The 16,586-nt window shown below is 47.8% G+C and carries 15 protein-coding genes; 13 read left to right on the top strand and 2 right to left on the bottom strand.

Features of this window, described 5'->3' with window-relative positions; translation table 11 throughout:
- The first annotated feature begins 138 nt into the window (after positions 1 to 138).
- Entirely contained in the window at positions 139 to 1,443 is a 1,305-nt protein-coding gene (locus tag RIG61_13420; protein MEQ9620155.1) for a UDP-glucose/GDP-mannose dehydrogenase family protein, read from the top strand.
- Here the strand turns inward: RIG61_13420 and RIG61_13415 are convergent.
- On the bottom strand, positions 1,434 to 2,048 hold the full coding sequence (locus RIG61_13415; protein ID MEQ9620154.1) for a response regulator transcription factor: 615 nt from the start codon (positions 2,046 to 2,048) through the stop codon (positions 1,434 to 1,436). The two genes, RIG61_13420 and RIG61_13415, sit on opposite strands and share 10 nt — an antisense overlap.
- Before the next feature lie 435 nt (positions 2,049 to 2,483).
- On the opposite strand from RIG61_13415, the gene topA reads away from it, so the two are divergent.
- From topA to RIG61_13400, 3 genes are all read left to right on the top strand, one after another.
- Complete coding sequence (gene topA / locus RIG61_13410; protein MEQ9620153.1) at positions 2,484 to 4,763, top strand: type I DNA topoisomerase; 2,280 nt, start codon at positions 2,484 to 2,486, stop codon at positions 4,761 to 4,763.
- A gap of 88 nt (positions 4,764 to 4,851) precedes the next feature.
- Complete coding sequence (gene ispG / locus RIG61_13405) at positions 4,852 to 5,913, top strand: flavodoxin-dependent (E)-4-hydroxy-3-methylbut-2-enyl-diphosphate synthase (GenBank protein ID MEQ9620152.1); 1,062 nt, start codon at positions 4,852 to 4,854, stop codon at positions 5,911 to 5,913.
- A 161-nt stretch (positions 5,914 to 6,074) separates the two neighbouring features.
- Positions 6,075 to 7,130 (top strand): PA0069 family radical SAM protein, encoded by a 1,056-nt coding sequence (locus RIG61_13400; GenBank protein MEQ9620151.1) that lies wholly within the window; start codon positions 6,075 to 6,077, stop codon positions 7,128 to 7,130.
- A gap of 76 nt (positions 7,131 to 7,206) precedes the next feature.
- Here RIG61_13400 and RIG61_13395 read toward each other — a convergent pair whose 3' ends face one another.
- Complete coding sequence (locus tag RIG61_13395) at positions 7,207 to 8,643, bottom strand: hypothetical protein (protein ID MEQ9620150.1); 1,437 nt, start codon at positions 8,641 to 8,643, stop codon at positions 7,207 to 7,209.
- Positions 8,644 to 8,886: 243 nt separating this feature from the next.
- Between RIG61_13395 and RIG61_13390 the strand changes: the two genes are divergently transcribed.
- The 9 genes from RIG61_13390 to RIG61_13350 all read left to right on the top strand — a co-directional run bounded on the left by RIG61_13390 (position 8,887) and on the right by RIG61_13350 (position 16,465).
- Positions 8,887 to 9,045 carry a hypothetical protein gene (locus tag RIG61_13390; protein ID MEQ9620149.1) on the top strand — a complete coding sequence of 53 codons (159 nt, stop codon included), beginning with the start codon at positions 8,887 to 8,889 and terminating at the stop codon, positions 9,043 to 9,045.
- 104 nt (positions 9,046 to 9,149) lie between these two features.
- Positions 9,150 to 10,964, top strand: a complete 1,815-nt coding sequence (gene mutL, locus RIG61_13385; GenBank protein MEQ9620148.1) for a DNA mismatch repair endonuclease MutL — start codon at positions 9,150 to 9,152, stop codon at positions 10,962 to 10,964.
- Positions 10,965 to 10,968: 4 nt separating this feature from the next.
- Positions 10,969 to 11,574 carry an SIS domain-containing protein gene (locus RIG61_13380; protein MEQ9620147.1) on the top strand — a complete coding sequence of 202 codons (606 nt, stop codon included), beginning with the start codon at positions 10,969 to 10,971 and terminating at the stop codon, positions 11,572 to 11,574.
- Positions 11,575 to 11,643: 69 nt separating this feature from the next.
- The gene (locus tag RIG61_13375) at positions 11,644 to 11,847 is read left to right on the top strand and encodes a DNA gyrase inhibitor YacG (protein MEQ9620146.1); all 204 of its coding nucleotides are present in this window, start codon (positions 11,644 to 11,646) and stop codon (positions 11,845 to 11,847) included.
- Between the two features lie 42 nt (positions 11,848 to 11,889).
- Complete coding sequence (gene efp / locus RIG61_13370) at positions 11,890 to 12,462, top strand: elongation factor P (GenBank protein ID MEQ9620145.1); 573 nt, start codon at positions 11,890 to 11,892, stop codon at positions 12,460 to 12,462.
- A gap of 196 nt (positions 12,463 to 12,658) precedes the next feature.
- Positions 12,659 to 13,231 carry a sigma-70 family RNA polymerase sigma factor gene (locus RIG61_13365; GenBank protein ID MEQ9620144.1) on the top strand — a complete coding sequence of 191 codons (573 nt, stop codon included), beginning with the start codon at positions 12,659 to 12,661 and terminating at the stop codon, positions 13,229 to 13,231.
- On the top strand, positions 13,221 to 13,727 hold the full coding sequence (locus RIG61_13360) for a zf-HC2 domain-containing protein (GenBank protein ID MEQ9620143.1): 507 nt from the start codon (positions 13,221 to 13,223) through the stop codon (positions 13,725 to 13,727). Before RIG61_13365 ends, RIG61_13360 begins: the two co-directional genes overlap by 11 nt.
- On the top strand, positions 13,724 to 14,140 hold the full coding sequence (locus RIG61_13355; protein ID MEQ9620142.1) for a hypothetical protein: 417 nt from the start codon (positions 13,724 to 13,726) through the stop codon (positions 14,138 to 14,140). Before RIG61_13360 ends, RIG61_13355 begins: the two co-directional genes overlap by 4 nt.
- 267 nt (positions 14,141 to 14,407) lie before the next feature.
- Positions 14,408 to 16,465, top strand: coding sequence for a DUF3488 and transglutaminase-like domain-containing protein (locus RIG61_13350; GenBank protein ID MEQ9620141.1), 2,058 nt, complete (start codon positions 14,408 to 14,410; stop codon positions 16,463 to 16,465).
- Positions 16,466 to 16,586 lie beyond the last annotated feature (121 nt).

Below are 16,586 nucleotides of genomic sequence, written 5' to 3'. Positions count from 1 at the left end.
CCGGAAAACGCCTCGGCCTTTATTGAATAAGTATCAAAAAACGACTAAATTAAGCAGTCACCTTTTTCTCGGGACACAAAATTTCCCTTATGGTAACCTATAATATTTCTTCCAAATATATGAACAGGAGAGTTTAGTATGAATCTGAGCGTAATCGGAACAGGCTACGTAGGACTGGTCACCGGAGCATGCCTGGCTGGAAGCGGTAATAATGTAATTTGCGTGGATATAGACGAGGAAAAAATAGAAAGCCTGAAAAACGGCCGCATCCCGTTTTATGAGCCCGGGCTCGAGGATATTGTAAAGAAGAACGTGAAGGAGTCCAGGCTGCATTTTACGACCGATATCGGCTCCGCGATAAGAAATTCTTTTATCGTTTTCATCGCGGTGGGCACGCCTCCTAACCAGGACGGCTCAGCGAACATGGACGCGGTGGTCAGTGTCGCCCGGTCCATCGGAGAAAACCTTAATGACTATAAAATTGTGGTTACGAAGAGTACCGTCCCCGTGGGAACAACAGAGATGATTCGCGAGGAAATCAGGAAAACTACCGACACGGAGTTCGATGTGGCGTCAAATCCCGAGTTTTTAAAAGAAGGGGCCGCCGTCGAGGATTTCATGAAGCCCGACAGAGTGATAATAGGGGTCGATAAGCCCGCGGTCGGCGGGATACTGAAGGAGCTTTATTCGGCCTTCATGAGATCGGGCGACAGGGCGATCGTTGTTTCTATCAGATCATCCGAGCTGGCGAAATATACCGCGAACGCAATGCTGGCAACCAGGATTTCGTTTATGAACGACGTCGCTAACCTGTGCGAGCTTGTAGGAGCTGATATATCGGAGATAAGGGTAGCGATAGGTTCGGACTCGAGAATAGGGCGTCATTTCCTATTCCCCGGCATAGGTTACGGCGGGTCCTGCTTCCCCAAGGACGTAAAGGCGCTGCTCAGCACAGCCTCGGGCCTCGGATATGATTTGAAGGTATGCAAAGCGACTGACGAAGTGAACACTCGACAGAAAGAGCTATTCTGGGAAAAAATCAAAAATCATTTCGGCGGCGAGCTTGGCGGCAAGAAAGTCGGGGTCTGGGGACTGTCTTTCAAACCCCAGACGGACGATATAAGGGAAGCGCCTTCTTTATATATTATCGACAAGCTTATCTCTCACGGGGCTCAGGTAGTGGTGCACGACCCGGTGGCAATGGATAACGCGAGGAGCTATTTCGGTGACAAGGTCGGTTACGCTGAATCGAATTACGATAGCTGTCAGGGGTCGCACGCCCTTGTGATAAGCACGGAATGGAGCGAGTACAGACAGCCGGACTTTCTCAAAATGAAAGAACTCATGGAAGATTATGTAATCTTTGACGGCAGAAATCTTTATGATCCGAAAAAGCTCGAAGAAGCGGGTTTTAAATATCACGGTGTGGGGATTCATACCTGAACATACATTTCCAGATTCTTCTTGTTTCTCCTCCCGAACACCATAAGCTGATACCTGTTATTAATATTTAGTTTTTCAAATATGCTGGATACGTGAGCCTTAACCGTCTTTTCACTGATCGAGAGCTTCTCGGCTATCTCTTTATTGCTGTCGCCCGCGGCAATAAATTTTATAATCCTGTGTTCCATTTTTGTAATATTTTGATATTCAATTTTATCCTGCCCCGCGCCGCCCGAGTCTTTTTTCTCTCCGGTTCCGCATTTAATTATGCTTACGAGCTCCGAAGTAGTCGTTTCATGATTTACGTTTACCAGGTTCGGTGAATCCTGGCCCTCTGCATTTCCCTGTGTAAAGAGGATAATCCTGACTTGGTTGTTCTTTATAATTCTTGAGCGCAGCAGTTTTTCGATGTTGAGCTTAAACTCTCTGTTATCTATGAATACGACTTCGGGGCTGTAATCTTTAAGCAAACGGTTTAATTCTTTTATATTTAAAGTTTCCGCTATTATTTCAATATTGTCTTCATTCTCCAGGACCTTCCGTATTCCATCCAGAAAAAGCTTGGAGTTGGATGCTATTAGAAGTTTAATATTATTTTCGGGCATGATTTCTCCTGTAAAATCAAAAGTGCAATTATTGTGCCGGGAGAATCATTTTTAAATACCAGATGAGGATTATGGAATGCGATGAGAATATCGTTGATTGAGAGATAGTTACGCGTGAAAGTTTGAAGCCGCGCTTGACAGCGGATAATTAAGAATAATTTAAATTTTGAATATTCACCCTGAAAGTAGGACAAATCTGGGGAGAATGTTACAAATTATGTCATGAATTTGATATGCCATGAAATTGACATACTTAGTAGAACTTTTATAAATAGGGGCTCGGCTATCTCGGAGCGCCCTTTTACGCAGCGGATGGAATTTGCATAAGAATAAATTCAGGTACAATGCCTTAATTACCGTTAATCGTGATTGACACGGAGCCGATTATGATTACATTTTTAGAAAATAAAGCGATTGGGACAAAAAGGAGGTTGAATGGCTAAGTCTCTTGTAATTGTGGAATCCCCTGCCAAGGCCAAGACCATAAAGAAATTTCTGGGAAAGAGCTTTGATGTAGAAGCGTCTTCGGGACATCTTATAGACCTACCGAGCAGCAAGCTGGGTGTGGATATAGAAAACGATTTCAATCCCCAATACGTGGTTATAAAGGGTAAGAGTAAATATCTAAATCAGCTCAAGAAAGCCGCCAAGGACGCCGAAAAGGTGTATCTGGCTTCCGACCCCGACCGTGAGGGTGAGGCGATAGCGTGGCATATAGCAGATAAACTCAAAATAAGGGATAAATCCCACAGAATTCTTATCCATGAAATCACCGAAAACGCGGTAAAGGATTCTATTAACAACCCCACAACACTGAGCCAGGACAGGTTTGAAGCCCAGCAGGCAAGGAGAGTACTCGACCGCCTTGTGGGATATCAGGTTAGTCCCATTCTCTGGAGAAAGGTCAGAAAGGGCCTCAGCGCCGGGCGGGTGCAGAGTGTTGCGCTCAGGGTGGTAGTCGAAAGGGAACGGAAGATAGAGGCCTTTAAAACCGAAGAGTACTGGACAATCGAGTCCGAATTAAAACGTTCTCAGGATGAGCCGGATTCTTCTTTTATAGCCAATCTTTCAAGATTCGACGGGGAAAAGGTTTCGATTTCAGGTGAGTCGGAGGCTAACTCAATTGTCGAAGCGCTGAAAAATGAAGCATTCATAGTTGATTCAATAGAACGAAAGGAGCGGAAAAAGAACGCTCTCCCCCCGTTTATTACAAGCACTCTTCAACAGGAAGCCTCGAGAAAACTGAGGTTTCCCGTAAAGAAAACGATGTCAGTGGCACAAAAGCTCTATGAGGGTAAAGACCTGGGAGAGGAAGGACCCGTCGGTCTTATTACCTATATGAGAACGGACTCTGTAAGGATCTCCGACAACGCGCTCAAAGAGGCAAGAGCGCTTATAAAGGAAACATACGGAAATGAATATCTGCCCTCAAAAGCGAATACGTTCAAGGTAAAGAAATCAGCTCAGGACGCGCATGAGGCTATAAGGCCCACATACGCGGCCAAGCATCCGGACTCCATTAAGGAGTATCTTTCCGGCGACGAATACCAGCTTTACAAACTGGTGTGGCAAAGATTTGTGGCCTCCCAGATGAAGCCCGTTATCTACGATCAGACTACGTTTGAAATCAGGGCCGGAAAGGGTGTTTTTCGCGCCACCGGATCGATAGTAAAATTCCCGGGGTTTTCCGCCGTCTATCTGGAGGGCAAGGAAGAGGAGGAGGAGCAGAAAGAGAAGGAGGAAATGAGGAAGCTCCCGGACGTCTCAAAGGATGAGGCGCTTGACCTTATCAACCTGGAGGGCAAACAGCATTTTACCCAGCCCCCGCCCAGATTCACTGAAAGCTCGCTTGTAAAGGAGCTTGAGGAGAAGGGGGTGGGAAGGCCGTCGACGTATGCCTCTATCCTTTCCACAATCCAGGATCGTCAGTACGTCAACAAGGAGAAGAACAGACTGAAGCCCACCTTGCTCGGCTGCTCGGTAAACGATCTCCTGATCGATGGCTTTCCCGAGATCATGGACGTTCAGTTCACGGCTGACATGGAGGAGAAGCTGGATAACGTGGAGGAAGGAAACGTCAACTGGGTCGAGCTTCTGAAGGCTTTCTATCAGGATTTTTCCACTCGCCTCGATAAAGCGCAGGACACGATGAAGAGCCTCAAGAGGGACGGGCTTCCGACCGACATAGACTGTGATAACTGCGGAGCCAAAATGATAATAAAATGGGGCAGGAACGGTGAATTTCTTTCGTGCTCCAGGTACCCGGACTGCAAGAACGCTAAGGCGTTTGAATACGATCCCGACGGTAATATCAAGGTGATTGAGAGGGCTGAGCCTGTTGTAAGAGAGGACATAAAATGCGACAAGTGCGGCGCCCCTATGGCTATAAAGAAAAGCAGGAGAGGCGAGTTTATAGCGTGCACGCGCTATCCGGACTGCAAGAACGCTAAGGCGTTCGAATACGGTCCCGACGGCAATATTAAAATAATAGAGAAGGCCGAGCCCGAAATAAGGGAAGATATAAAATGCGAGAAATGCGGTAAACCCATGGCCGTCAGGAAAGGGAGGTTCGGGAAGTTTCTGGGCTGCACGGGATATCCCGGGTGCAGAAACATAAAGGGTATCGACGAGAATGGAAACGTGGCCGAATCAAAAGAAAACGATAAGGCGGGCGGCGGAAAAAAAGAAAACGAGAAGACCGCGGCGATTAAATAATTTTGTTTCTTCACACGTCCCTAATCTTGAAAAACCGATGTTGACACGAGGGATATATTAAATACTCTAGTTACGCGGAAGACCGAATATGGAAAGACATTCCAGGCAGATAAGTTTGGGCGGGGTTAAAGTGGGCGGGGGAGCGCCCGTCACCGTCCAGTCCATGACAAAGACCGATACCAGGGACGTACCCGCCACAGTGGCGCAGATAAGAAGCCTTGAGGAAGCCGGGTGCGATATAGTGCGTCTTGCTGTGCCTGATATGGATGCGGCAAAGTCTCTCGGCGAAATAATAAAGCAGACTAACATCCCGATTGTTTCCGATATACATTTTGACTACCGCCTTGCGCTTGAATCGGTAAAGCAGGGGGTGGAAGGCATGAGGATCAATCCCGGAAACATAGGGGCCAAGTACAGAATAAAAGCCGTTGTCGACGCGGTCAGGGAAAGAGGAATTCCTATAAGAATCGGCGTTAATTCAGGCTCACTCGAGAAAGATATTCTGAAAAAACACGGCTCTCCCACGCCCGAGGCGCTTGCGGAAAGCGCATTGAGGCATGTTTCCATACTCGAGGACCTTGATTTCAGGGACATAAAGATCTCTGTTAAATCGACCGACGTAAAAAAGATGATAGAGGCATACCGCATTCTGGCCGAGACCGAGTACGCTCTCCATCTGGGCGTTACCGAGGCCGGGACGTATGAGATGGGGACCATAAAATCCTCGATCGGAATAGGCACACTGCTTGCGGACGGGATAGGGGATACGATAAGGGTTTCACTCACCGGGGACCCGGTTGACGAAATTAAAGTGGGGCTTAATATTCTGAGGTCTCTAGGGCTCAGGAGAAACGGTATAGAGCTCATTTCCTGTCCCGGATGCGGGAGACTCGAGATCGACCTGATGAAGCTTGTCAAAGACGTTGAGGATAGGATATCCGGCATCGAGCTTCCGAGACCGATCAAAGTCGCTATTCTGGGATGCGTCGTAAACGGTCCGGGAGAGGCCTCGGAGGCCGACATAGGAATAGCGGGCGGACGCGGTAAGGGCATGCTATACAAGGACGGGAAGCTTGTCCGTTCCTTTAAAGAAGCGAAAATAGTGGACGAGCTCGTAAAGGAGCTTGAGACTTTCGCCGGGCCTCAATAAACTTTCTTATCCGACTGAAATTGCTCTATCCTGAGTCATGCTCTCTTCTTTGATGATTTAAACTCTCCAAAACACTAAAAAGCTCGTTTAATTGTCACCCCCCGTATTTTATAATTTAGTTGTGAGGAAGGAGTCTCGTGTTGCGGAAGGGGTAATAAATTATGAATCGTAAAATTAACGGTATAAAGGGCAGGGCTGCGGCTCGGAATCCCGCAAACCGGTTCGAGAAAATCGAGTTTGAGCCCTCTCAGGAAGAAGTTGCAGAAGGGCTCTCACCCAGGACGGTTTTTTACAGAGATACCTCAAAATCGATTATCACATATAACGACAGCCCGGACGTAGGCTTTAACGCCGGAATCAATCCCTACAGGGGATGCGAGCACGGCTGCATCTACTGTTATGCGAGACCCACTCACGAGTTTCTCGGTCTGTCGCTCGGACTCGATTTCGAGACAAAGATATTCGTCAAGGAAGACGCGCCTTCCCTCCTGAGAAAGGAGCTTACTTCCCGGAAGTATGTCCCTCAGGCAATCGCCATAAGCGGCAATACGGATTGCTATCAGCCGGCAGAGCGGCACTTCCGTCTCACACGCGGGTGCCTGGGGGTGCTCTCGGAATTTAGGAACCCCGTGGGTATCGTTACCAAAAACTACCTCGTTACGCGCGACATAGACATATTAAAAGAATTCTCCGAGTGGAACGGTGTAGTTGTGGCTGTATCCGTGACTACGCTCGACCCCGGACTCAGAAGGAAAATGGAGCCCAGGACCTCCTCTCCTCAAATGAGGCTCCGCGCGATAGAAAAGCTCTCCGGGGAGGGTATTCCCGTAATAGTCATGGTAGCGCCCGTTATACCGGGACTCACCGACCATGAGATCCCGAATATTATAAAGAGCGCCGCCTCTGCGGGGGCGGTCAGCGCCGGTTTTATAATGCTCAGGCTCCCCTACGGGGTCTCGGAGATTTTTACGGCCTGGCTCGAGAGATATTTCCCCGACAGGAAAAGCAAAGTGCTGAACAGGATAAAGTCCGTAAGGGGCGGGAGACTGAACAGCGCCGAGTTTTATGACCGGATGAAGGGGAAGGGAATTTACGCAGAGCAGGTAAGGGACCTCTTTCAGGTCGCCTGCAGAAAAGCAGGAATAGCGGGGGAAAAGGTCGAACTCTCGACCGAGCATTTCAAAAGGCCCGGGGGCAGCCAGCTGGAATTATTCTAACCCTATAAACTCTATAAAGATATATAGGCCGGAGTACGGAATTTCCTGTCTTTTTGTCCCGGCCTTTTCTAATTTGCTACTGATTAAACGGAATAGCCGTAAGCACTACTATCCTCACTTCCTGGGGAATGGCGTTTAAGTAGCCCGCCTTCAAGTCCTTAAACGTCTTCTTGCTGTCGGCGGGCAGCACATCGAAAATGGTGACCCTGTTTGAGAACATGGGGGTCTCTTCTTTAAACGAGTAGAACTCTATCTTGAGCTCTATTTTGGTATATGTGATGCCGCTTAAATTCCGGAGTGTGATTTCATCAATTCTTCCTATGGTCCCGGTAACTCCGCCTCCCCATTTAAAATCCTCCACCACTATATCTTCCTCGGGCAGGGGGACTTCCTCCTCATACTCGTATTCGTATTCCTCTTCCGAGTCTTCTGTTACCTCGTCTCCCTGGGCCGTTTCTATATCCGCCGTGGATCCCTTCGCCGATTTTTCCTCTCCTCCGGGTTCTGTTTCCGACATGGCGACATCGCCGGGCGCTGAAGGAGTATCCACGCCGCTTTCGGTGCTTTCAAAGGGCTCGCCCTTCTCTTCGGCGAGCTTCTGTTTGTATCTTTCAGAAAGGGACAACTTCTTTTCCTTTTGGGTAAAAACCATGCCGTCCTCATCCACTCCGGATGAAGTATCGCCCGGAGCCCTTTTCTTCTTTTTCTTCCTGGCTTTTTTACCCTCTTTTTTGGCCTGCTTTATCTTGACTTCCTTCTCGGAAATGGGCTTTGCGCCCATGACGCTCATATCGACTTTCCTGGCATCGGGATGCCTGAATCCAACGTTGATGTCGTAGTATGTTTTTTCACTCCCTGCCGGGAGGATGTCGTGTATTACCGCTCTGCTGGTAAACCCCCTGATGCCCACTTTACCGCCCGGTATTCCCAGGAAATCGACTCGGACCTTTATATCCTTCCAGTTTTCCTGGCTCCTGTTAACGAGGGTTATTTCCTTTAAAATACCCTCGGTGCCGTACTGGCCGCCGCTCCATTCCCAGTTTTTGACCTGGATAAGATCCTTGGCCTGAAACGGGGTTCCCTTTTCGATAAGGTCCGCATTTACTACCCTCGCAACCGTATTCTTGAGCTCGGCGTGCATAATTCCGAATTTGAGATTGTAGAATGTCTTTTCGCTCCCGGCGGGAAGAATTTCAGGTATCGAAGCCCTGAGCGATCCCAGAGGAATGTCGTTCGTGGTGTATAAATCCACCTCTATCGCTATATTCTCGTAATCGTATTTGCCCCTGTTCTCGAGGGTGATTTCCCTCATTATGGCCGGCCTTCCCATACCCCCAGAGGCCCATTTGTAGTCCTTTACGGCTATTACCCTCTTTGGCGATTCCAGTTTTGTGTCTTGAGCTTTCGCCCCTTCGCGTAAGACACCCACGGTGAATAAAATAATAAGCATTAGCGGAATTATTTTTGCGGGAGTGCTTGTGATATATGAAGTTATTCCTCTGTTTCCGGACATATGGCGCATCTTGTCTCCTTAATTCTGACGTGAGATCAGGATAAGATTATACATAATTAGAGTTCAAATAGTAGCATCCTAAATATAATAGATTTTTCGGTTTTGTGGTAGAAGTCTATACCGAATCAGTCGATAAATATAACTGACCGGCAAAAACCCGTGGGCTCCGATTTTTTTAGAGATTGAGCAAATTCAAGCCTGTGCTATTTTTATTGACCATACTGTTGGTTATATTTAGCTCTTATGCTTAAGGAGTATCTGAGGATTCTAAAAGAGCATTCGGACGACGTCTACGGCGTGGGCGCCCGCACAACGCTTTCTCTATATACCGTTTTGTCGATCGCCTGCATAGTGGTGCCCCTTCTTTTTTTCCTGATCGTGCTTGTATTAAAGCTTTTTTGAAGACGCCCGCTCATATACGGTCTCCCCTTATTTTTAGCATTGTATATACGGAAACTTCTTCACTTTGACTCGTATTCTTCTATTATGTAAACTGGCATTTTTAGATGGGTAAAATAAGGATACTGTCCGATAATCTTGTCTCTAAAATCGCCGCCGGGGAAATTGTCGAAAGGCCGGCTTCGGTTGTAAAGGAGCTGTTGGAAAACTCTATCGACGCCGGAAGCTCATTCATCGAAATAGAACTGGAATCGGGCGGAAAGAAACTCATAAGAGTGTCCGATGACGGAGAGGGGATGACGAGGGATGAGTCGCTTCTCTCGCTCGAGCGTCATGCCACTAGCAAGATAAAAGACATTGACGACCTGTTCTCGGTAAGCTCGCTCGGCTTCAGGGGCGAGGCGATTCCCAGCATCGCGAGCGTATCCAGATTTAAAATCACCACCAGGACTCCCGATGATATAATCGGAATCGTAATCAGGGTGGAGGGCGGATTTGTAAAAAATGTTGAGGAAACGGGAGCTCCACGGGGAACGATCGTGGAGGTCAGAGATCTCTTCTACAATACGCCTCCCAGAATGAAGTTTATGAGAAAGACGGAGACCGAGCTTTCAAATGTGATCGATATTGTAGAGAGGGAGGCTATACCGAGACCCGGGGTGGGATTTGAGCTAAAGCACGGCGGAAGGACGCTGCTTCGCCTGGCGCGGAGGGAAAATGCCTATGACAGGATAAAGGAGATTTACCCGCGCGCGGAGCTGTTTCAAATCCGGGGCGAGGCGGAGGGAATAAGGGTGTCGGGTTTTCTAGGCAGTCCTCTGGATACGAGATCCACAACACAAAAACTCTACACATATGTGAACGGAAGGAGCGTGAGGGACAGGTTCCTTATTCGCATGGTTATCGATTCGTACGGAAAGATGCTGGAAAAGGGGAAATTCCCCCAGGGTGTTCTGTTCCTCGACCTTCCTGCCGGGGGTGTCGACGTTAACGTACACCCCACTAAAAACGAAGTCAGGTTCCAAAATGTAAGGCTCATCGGGGATCTCATAAAAGAGTCCGTGACTGGAATGCTCGAAGGGGCGCCCTGGCTCAGGAGCTACCGGGATAGCGCCGAAGAGCCGGCAAGCGGCTTCCGGAGTGCAGGTGAAAGTAAATCTCGGTACGGCGGTTATAATTTTGATCATTCTGAGATCGCGGAAGCCGGAAGCGGCGTAAGGCCCGGGATGCCGCACGCTGATATGCATACATCAGGGACGACAGGAGAAATTCAGGCTCCGGGCTCTCGGGTAGGGACGGAAGATATTCCTGCCTCGGGCCTGTTTGAAGAACAGGGGACGTATTCGAGCCTCCGGATACTGGGCCAGCTCGGCGAGCTTTATATCGTATGCGCTTCCAGGCACGGGATTATACTTGTCGATCAGCACGCGGCGCATGAGAGAATCAACTACGAGAGGCTGAAAAAGGCCTATACGGGAAACGGGGGCCTCGATACTCAGGAGCTGCTGGTGCCCGAAGTGCTCGAGCTCTCGCCGTTTGAGACGGATTTACTCAGAGGAAATAAGGAAGATTTGCGCATACTCGGAATAAGGATAGAGGAATTCGGTGATAACGCCTTCATTCTGAGATCGGTCCCCGCGATACTGAAAAACTCGAATTTTCCGGGACTAATAAAGGACGTAGTGAACGAGATAGCGGAGTCGGGAAGGCAGGAGAGCTTGAGTGAAAGAATAGATAGGGTAATTTCTACAATGGCCTGTCATTCCTCGGTGAGAGCCAGCAACGAGCTGAATACGGATAAAATGAAAGCTCTCCTGGTTGAACTCGACAGGACCGAGTTCCCCCATTCCTGCCCGCACGGAAGACCTGTCGCACGCGAGCTTACATACGGGGAGATAGAGAGGATGTTCAAGAGGACTTGATATTATGAAAGAACAAATCATATCGATATTAAGAGAGAGCGCGGATTTGAAGCTCCGTTTCGCGAAGGAATCCATTTCGGAAATCGAGGAAGCGGTCTCAATGATTCAAAAAGCACTCAAGGCCGGTGGAAAGGTGCTGATTTTCGGAAACGGCGGAAGCGCGGCCGACGCCCAGCATATAGCGGCTGAAATCGTGAACAGGTACTCAAGGCAGAGAAAGGCACTTGCGGCTTTGGCGCTTACGACGGATTCATCGCTTCTGACCTCAATCGCAAACGACAGTTCCTTCGACGAGATTTTTTCAAGACAGATAGAGGCTCTCGGGAAAAAAGGGGATATAGCCTGGGGCATTACGACAAGCGGAAAATCGGCCAATGTAATAAATGCATTAACGACTGCAAAAGAGATGGGACTGAAGACGATAGCATTTTCAGGCGATGATGTGAGCAAGCTTGAAAAAGCGGCAGATTGCTGTGTCAGCGTGCAATCTAAATCCACCGCGAGAATACAGGAGCTTCAAATAACTCTTGCCCATATAATATGTGAGCAGATAGAGGAAGCGTTTGCGGTCAAGAAGAAGTCAAAAAAAGAGAAGACAAAAGACAAATAGCGGCGCGGAACTTTAGCCGTTAAATTTTCTCCTCTCCTTGAATTCTTGAATTCCTGTTAAATAATTTCTATGGTCATGAAGATAAAATGCCCCAAATGTGGGAAAGAAGTTCTCTGGGAGAATAATAAATGGAGGCCGTTTTGCTCGGAGCGGTGCAGGATGGTGGATCTCGGCGCCTGGATTTCCGAGGGTTATAAAATTTCCGGCGAGTCAAGCGAGGAAGAAGCTCGGGAGCCCGGCTCACTGCCCGATGAAGACGATTTGCTGAAGTGAGGCGCTGTTACGGTTCAGAGTCAATCAGGAGGTTTTTTATACATGGGAGTAGTTGAAACAAATCAATTTCACAAAGGGCTTAAAATCGAATTTGAGGGTGAAATCTGGGAAATCATCGAATACAGGCATTCGAAGGTCGCTCAGAGGAGCGCTGTAATGAAGACCAAGTTGAGAAATATGGCCACAGGAGCCGTTCAGGAGAAAAACTTCAGGTCCGGGGATACATTCAGAGTGCCCGATATGGAGAGAAAAACCATGCAGTTCCTCTATCGAGATGATATAGGATCTCACTTTATGGACATGGAAACCTTTGAGCAGCACAGCCTGACTTCCGAGCAGGTGGGCGAGGCCGCTGACTTCTTAAAAGAGCAGCAGGAAGTAAACATACTTTATTTCAACGCCGAGCCTTCGGGTGTAGAGCTCCCTACGGCCGTTGAGCTTGAGGTCAATGAGACGGAGCCCGGCGTGAAGGGGGATACCGTATCGGGTTCGACAAAACCCGCAATACTGGAAACGGGCGCCTCAATTCAGGTCCCCCTGTTCATAGATATCGGCGATATTATAAAAGTGGATACAAGAACGGGAGAGTATCTCGAGAGGATCAAAAAGAAATAATTTTATGGAATGTTCAATCCTCCTCAGCCGTCCTTGGTCCCGGGATTTGATCCTGAGAAAGAGATTTCGGAGCCGGATCCACGGGCCGTTATCCAAATCATAGGAATTCTCCGAATATTTAAAGAAAACCGCAGCTTGCATGTAACTTTTTTCAATTTTGCGAGTTAATAATTTATAAAGCTGTCATGGCATTCATATGGATAGTGACATAGAGCTTATGTTGAGGACAAAGTCTGGGGACGACAGTGCATTCAGCGAACTCATGAGGAGGCATTACAAAGGGGTAGTGAATTATATATATAGATTTACTAACACGAAGGACAACTCGGAAGACCTTGCGCAGGAGGTATTTTTAAGGATGTACCGGTCGGCCAAACAGTACAGGCCCGAGGCAAAATTTTCCACATGGCTCTATAAAATCGCTACGAACGTTAGCCTGACTCATGTAAAGAGGAAAAATAATAATCTGAGCCTCGATGAGATAAGTGAGAAGAGCGGGGAAGTCGGAGACGCCGAACTGGAGATTCCCGACGATATAATATATAGAAAGGAAATTAAGGACGTTATATTTCAGGCTATGGAGTCTTTGCCTGAAAGGGAAAAAATTGCTATTATGCTTTGTAAATACGAAGGTTTATCCTATGAAGAGGTCTCACAGGTGCTCGAATGTAGCGTAGGGGCTGTCAAGGCCTACGTGCACAGGGGCAGGATGAAATTGATAGACAGGCTGAAACCTTTTTTGACAGACGGAGGAGATTATGGATTGTAGCGATTTCAAGCAGCTGATCGTGGGCTATCATTCGGGTGATCTATCCGGGGATGATAAAGTCCTCGTCGAAACTCATCTGAAGGAGTGCGGGGAATGCAGTCTTTATCTCTCCCAGTCCGCTGAGGTGTGGAATCTCCTGGACGAGTGGAAGGAAATAGAGCCCGGGAGTGAGTATGTTGCCGATTTCTGGCAGCGTGTCTCAAGGGAAGAAGCCGGCCGTGGAGGATTTTTAGGTATTTTCAAAAAATTCAGGTTTAATTGGGCCATAGCGGGCGCCTTTGCTTCGATTTTGATAGTGGGCATCTTTACGTTTGCGATATTCTCCCTGGATTCCGGCAACAGGCTTTTTACTGCGTCGGATGAGCGCGACGAGCTGATTCTACTCGAACTGGACAGAGCTACATCAAGTGAAACAGCCGAGGTGCTGGCTATATACGGTCCCTGGGACGCTGGCATAGATACTGTGAATATTAACGGTAATGGAGGTATGAATTGAGAGTATCTTTAGCAGTTGTTATTTTCACATATCTTTTTAGTTTAAACGCTTTTGGTTTTTTCAGCGGGGAGGTCCATTACAAATGGTGGAAAAATCCCAGAATTATAAATGAAATGGCTCTCAGTGATCAGCAGGTCCAGCAGATAGAAAGGATCTTTAACTCATATAAAAAGAATATTATCGTATATCAAAAAGACCTGAAGAGAAAGGAATCCGAGCTTTCTAAAAAGCTCAGAAACCCTGAGTGCACGAGAGAAGAAGTTTTGAAAATTACAGATGATATTGAAGATATAAGGGCCTCGCTCACAAGAATTAAAGTCGAAATGTATCTTAAGGTAAAGAATGTTCTTACGCCGGAGCAGGAAGCCATATTGCATAATATCAAGGCGAGGTATAAGGGCAGAAGCCGCTAACCCCCACCAGTAATAGTTTATTTATTCGGTTTTCATGACCGTCCCATTTAAATATATTACTCGGAAAGATTTTCACCCTTTAAATACAGAGTCGTTTACCGGATCGGTAACCGGCTATAAAATTAAAAATGAGAATCGGACTGAGTGATGCCGGTCGATTAAACCGCTATTAAATATTATTTTTGCAAACTCGGTCGGAATTTATTTGATTCCATCGGTAAATAGATAAATCTAATCGGAACGAGAGTATATGTCCCTGGATGACATATGAGAATATCAAATGCGCTTGCCGTATTCACCCATCTGATTGCTCTTACCGGTTTTCTGGCTATTTCATTAACCGCTCAGGTAGGCCTTCCGGTAATACTGCTCTTTTCCGTCTCTATAATTCTCAGTTTTATAAACGAGAGATACGACAGGAACTATTACCTCGGAAGCGGCTTGTCGACCATCCTTGCTATTTTCCTTGTCATTTACGTCGCCATAAACGTGCTGCTTCTCGGAGTAGAGCTGTTTAAGGGGATACTGGATTTTCTCATCTTCATCCAGATCATAAAGCTTCTAAGTAAAAAAAGTATGAGAGACGTGGTTCAGATATATGTGCTGAGCTTTTTTCAGTTTCTCGCGGGAACAATAATCACCGTCAACTTTTACTATGCCTTTGCCTTCGTCATATATATTGCGGTTGCCATATGGGCGATTATGGTTTTTCAGATGCGAAAGGAGTCGCTCGAGGCCGAGAACTTGCCGGGCGATGATCCGGAGTTGATCACACCGCTTTTCCTAAGCACGACGTTTGTGGTCGGCTTCTGTATTTTTCTCATTGCCGCGCTGATCTTTGTTTCCGTACCCAGGCTGGGGGGCAGTTATTTAAAAGCGGACTTCATGAAAGCGGCGGATCTCAGAACCGGCTTTTCAGACGAGGTGAGACTTGGAAGGGTGGGGGAAATCAAGCTGGACAGCTCCCCGGTAATGATGGTCAGTATTCTCGGCCGCGGTATAGAAGATGTGCCGAACCCCATTTACTGGAGGGGGATAGCGCTCGACGAGTTCGACGGTGCCGTCTGGAGGGCAGGGGAGCAGGGCTACATGGTATACAGGGCTGCCCCCCGAGGCGGGGTAGTGATAAAGGATGAAATTAGAGATGAGCTGCTTCAGGAGATCATTACCGAGCCTATAGATACCGATGTCCTGTTCGCGGCGAACATGCCCGCGGGCTACAGGGCAGTCCCCGGGGGAAGGGTAGCGTCTATAAACGACTCCTACATTCTGCCCGACAGGATGACGAACAGAATAAAATATTTCGCGTCTTCTGAAATGAGCGTGCCATCCTCTGAAGAGTTGCGGAATGATAATTCCGGCTACCCGGATGATGCGCTGAAGAAGTATCTCCAGCTTCCGGAGCTTGGCGAAAGGGTAAAGGAGCTGGCTATGGAGATTACATCCAATGACGGCAACAATTACGACCGGGCGGTCTCGGTCAGGCGTTATCTTGTCACGAATTATAATTACACGAGGACGCTTGAGGAGGGAACAGATGATTTTCCCCTCGAGGATTTTCTGTTTGGGATAAAGGAAGGACACTGCGAGTACTTCGCAACCGCTATGGTGATTCTTTTAAGAGAAGCCGGAGTTCCCGCAAGGATAGTAAACGGCTTTATCGGGGGCAAGTGGAACGAGCACGGAGAATTTTTCCTGGTACGGGAGAGCGATGCGCACTCATGGGTAGAGGTGCTGTTCCCAGAGTACGGGTGGGTTACGTTCGATCCGACTCCCGAGGGGGGTGAAGCGGGGACGCACTTATTGCTTTCAGCCGTCTCTTCCTATATGGACTATCTCAGATTCAGATGGAGCAGATACGTTATTGATTTTAGCCAGAGGGATCAAGTCCGCCTCTTGAGCGGAGTGCGAGATAAGTGGAGGTGGCAGAACAGGAAGATCTCAAGCGCGCTGAAGTTCAAAATCGGATTTGACAAAAGATATATAGCGGTTGCCGCCGTAATTGTATTCTTCGCCTGGATTATTGTAACGAGACCTCAGCTAAAACCCTTATTCCTGAAGAGGGATAACAGGCTCGAAAACAAAGCATCCAGGGTTTACAGGGATGCTTTAAAACTTATGTCCGGAAGGGGCCATAGAAAACCTGAATATATGACCCCAAGGGAATTTGCGGAGTTTCTGAGCGCCCGGGCATGGCCCGGTGCCCCTGTAATGAACATTCTCACGGATAAATATCTTGGCCTGAGATTCGGCAAATCGGGAAATGAGCGTGATATTGCCGAATTAAAAGACCTGCTGGTAAAGCTGAAGACAATAAAAAAATGACCGGATACGCCTCTTCCTTCCCGCCTTCAGACCGTACGCGCTTGCTTGCCCTATCGGGTCTATTAAGGTAGAATCTTAATGACTAAAAGCGGGTCTGACCCGCTTTTTTTAGTTGTAGAGC

The sequence above is a fragment of the Deltaproteobacteria bacterium genome (assembly GCA_040223695.1).
Lineage (GTDB): Bacteria > Desulfobacterota_D > UBA1144 > Nemesobacterales > UBA2774 > JAVKFU01.
The sequence above is the reverse complement of the archived record's forward strand: the minus strand, read 5'-3'. Positions and strand labels throughout refer to the sequence as shown.